2 protein-coding genes and 1 pseudogene are annotated in these 3,308 nt (G+C 39.3%); 2 read left to right on the top strand and 1 reads right to left on the bottom strand.

Annotated features, from left to right (window positions below):
- Positions 1–221: 221 nt before the first annotated feature.
- Positions 222–1,292: pseudogene (gene mutY / locus AKK44_RS08270) on the top strand (A/G-specific adenine glycosylase); the annotation flags it as partial.
- 112 nt (positions 1,293–1,404) lie between these two features.
- Here mutY and trxA read toward each other — a convergent pair.
- On the bottom strand, positions 1,405–1,719 hold the full coding sequence (gene trxA / locus AKK44_RS08265; protein ID WP_037594478.1) for a thioredoxin: 315 nt from the start codon (positions 1,717–1,719) through the stop codon (positions 1,405–1,407).
- A 198-nt stretch (positions 1,720–1,917) separates the two neighbouring features.
- On the opposite strand from trxA, the gene AKK44_RS08260 reads away from it, so the two are divergent.
- Positions 1,918–3,237 carry an FAD-containing oxidoreductase gene (locus AKK44_RS08260; protein WP_054279284.1) on the top strand — a complete coding sequence of 440 codons (1,320 nt, stop codon included), beginning with the start codon at positions 1,918–1,920 and terminating at the stop codon, positions 3,235–3,237.
- Positions 3,238–3,308: the final 71 nt, after the last annotated feature.

Below are 3,308 nucleotides of genomic sequence, written 5' to 3'. Positions count from 1 at the left end.
TTAAATATTTTTTGATAATTGTCCGAGAGATTTATCTGATAACAGTTTCTTTGAAAGAAGATTCGGGGTTAATGTTATAATGCTTGCGTATTCTAGATGTTTTTTGTTATTAAGAGCTATACTGTCATCTTACTTTTAGTTCTGAAATGCTTAACTGTTTTTAGAAACAAATCTTTTAGTAGTAGCATTTTTGAAAAAATTATCGATCATGTGCTAAAATAATGACTATGATTAATTTAAAAGATTATGGTGTTGACCTTTGGGATACGCAAAAAATTGCTTCTTTTCGTCGAACGCTGCTTGCTTGGTATGACCAAGAAAAGCGAGATTTGCCTTGGAGGCGTACTAAAAACCCTTATCACATTTGGGTGTCGGAAATTATGCTGCAGCAGACGCAAGTTGTGACGGTTATTCCTTATTATGAACGTTTCTTAGAATGGTTTCCTACCATTGAAGACCTTGCTACTGCTGATGAGGAAAGATTGCTCAAAGCTTGGGAGGGTTTAGGCTATTATTCTCGTGTCCGTAATATGCAAATAGCTGCTCAGCAAATTATGTCTACTTTTAATGGCGTTTTTCCTTCTACATATGCTGATATTTGTCAATTAAAGGGGATTGGACCTTATACAGCAGGAGCAATTGCCAGTATCGCTTTTGATTTGCCTGAACCTGCGGTTGATGGAAATGTCATGCGAGTGATGGCTCGCTTATTTGAAATTGATTATGATATTGGGGATCCTAAGAATCGACGCATCTTCCAAGCTCTCATGGAGGAGCTGATTGACCCAGATCGACCTGGAGATTTCAATCAGGCTTTAATGGACCTTGGAACTGATATTGAGTCTGCTAAGAACCCTCGGCCAGATGAGTCACCTGTTCGCTTTTTTTGCGGAGCTTATTTGAACGGAACTTATGACAAATATCCCATTAAAGAACCTAAAAAAAAGCCTCGCTTGTTGCAAATTCAAGCGTTTATTATTAAAAACAGCGACGGTCAACTGCTACTAGAAAAAAATACTCAAGATAAATTACTAGGAGGTTTTTGGTCCTTTCCGATTGTTGAAACGCAGTTTTTGAGTGAACAGCTCAGTCTCTTTGAATCTACTAGCAAGGACTTAGAAACCGCATCGCAAAAAGTTTTTTTTGAAAAAACTTATCACCTCCAACCAATCTGGTCGACGCGTCAGTTTGAAATGGTTAAGCATACCTTTAGTCACCAAAAGTGGACTATTGAGTTAATCGAGGGAACTGTAGATTGTCCCGAATTGACCGATAATAAGCAGCTGGCTTTTGTGTCATTAGAAAATCTGGAGCAATATCCCATGGCAACGCCACAAAAAAAGATGTTAAAATCTTATTTATCCACAAAAAAATGAGAGTTCCTAAGGAACTCTCATTTTTGCATTAGCTTAACTCTGCTACGATTGCTTTGATTTGTTCTTTTGTGTGGACACCAGCTACTTGTTTCACGACTTGTCCATCTTTTTTGAAAAGCAATGTCGGAATAGACATGATGCCAAACTGTTGAGCTGTATTAGGATTTTCGTCTACATCAACTTTAACAATTTTAAGCTCGTCTTCGTCTAATTCCTCTGATAGTTGATCAAGGATAGGTGCTTGCATTAAACAAGGACCACACCAAGTTGCCCAAAAATCAACAAGAACTAGACCTTCTTTTGTTTCTGCATCAAATGTCGCATCTGTTACGATATGTGCCATAGGTAGTTTCTCCGTTCTTTTCGTTTATAAGCTTATTTTAGGAGAAATCAGGTGATATTGCAAGAATCTGCTACGGGAATGACAGATCCAAAACACTTCTTATTGATTTCGTTCTGCGTAGCCAGTTTAGGACATGATGATTATCTTATGCTAGAATGACATTAATCATCTTTATTTATCTTTTAGAGGGAGTTCGCAATGGAAAAATATGATCTTATTGTCATTGGTTTTGGCAAAGCTGGAAAGACATTGGCAGCTAAAATGGCAAAACTAGGCAAAAAAGTCGCGCTCATTGAAAAAAATGCTGATATGTACGGTGGTACTTGTATTAATATCGGGTGCATCCCAACAAAGGCTTTGATTTTAGCAGCTGAGAAGAATGCTTCTTTTGCAGAAGCTATGAGCCATAAAGAAACTGTTGTTAGTCGCCTCCGCCAAAAAAATGAGAAAGCACTCACTAGTTCTGGAGTCACCCTTTATCAGGGCAAGGCAACATTTGTCACTAACAAAACAGTCCAAATTGAAGCAGGAGATGACTCCTTAATGTTAGAAGCACAGACCATTGTCATTAACACTGGAGCTATTTCCAATAAATTTCCTATCCCTGGCTTAGCTGATAGTCAAAACGTGGTCGATAGTACAGGCATCCTCAGCATTGAAGAACAGCCCAAGCGTTTGGCTATCATTGGTGGTGGGAACATTGGCTTGGAATTTGCTAGCCTGTACGCTAATTTAGGCACGGAAGTAGTTGTTTATGAAGCATCTCCTGCCATTTTAGGGCGCTACGAGCCGGTTGTTGCCAAAATGGCAACAAGTTACTTGGAAGAAGACGGGGTGACCTTCAAACTATCTGCTTCAGTTGACATGGTTTCTAACGACAATAATGGTAAGGTCATTATTTCAGCCAACGGGCATACCGATACCTTTGATGTGTTGCTTTATGCCATGGGGCGTAAGCCAGCTACTGCTGGTCTAGGTCTGGAGAACACTGATATTGAAACCAACGACCGTGGAGCCATTGTTGTTGACGAGTTTTGTCAAACCACTGTTGAGGGTGTTTACGCTGTTGGTGATGTCAATGGTGGTCCTCAATTTACCTATACGTCTCTAGATGATTTTCGAATTGTTTTTGGGCATTTAACCCAATCCAGTCACTATAGTCATAAAGATCGTCACCATATCCCAACCACAACATTCATCGAGCCACCTTTATCTCAAGTCGGATTGACAGAAGCTCAGGCTAAGGATGAGGGATTATCCTATCAAACAAACGAACTGCTAGTATCTAATATGCCACGCGCGCATGTTAGTGATGATTTGCGAGGTATTTTTAAGGTTATTATCAATCCTGAAACAAAAGCTATCTTGGGAGCTACCCTTTTAGGCGCTCACTCACAAGAATACATCAACTTAATCAAAATGGCTATAGACAACAATATTCCGTATACCTACCTCAAAAACCAACTCTTTACTCACCCTTCAATGGCTGAAAACTTGAATGATGTTTTTAATTTTTGAGTGTCATCACCAAAAAACGTACCCATTACAAAATAAAAAGACCGCACCCTGCTTATGAACTGCACCCCAAA

Origin of the sequence: Streptococcus phocae, from assembly GCF_001302265.1 — a bacterium.
Classification (GTDB): Bacteria; Bacillota; Bacilli; order Lactobacillales; family Streptococcaceae; genus Streptococcus; species Streptococcus phocae.
Note: the sequence above shows the minus strand (reverse complement) of the source record. Positions and strands in the feature narration are given on the sequence as shown.

Coding starts and splice junctions, on each gene's coding strand:
- trxA (WP_037594478.1), bottom strand. CDS start 1,719: ATGGCACATATCGTAACAGATGCGACATTTGATGCAGAAACAAAAGAA.
- AKK44_RS08260 (WP_054279284.1), top strand. CDS start 1,918: ATGGAAAAATATGATCTTATTGTCATTGGTTTTGGCAAAGCTGGAAAG.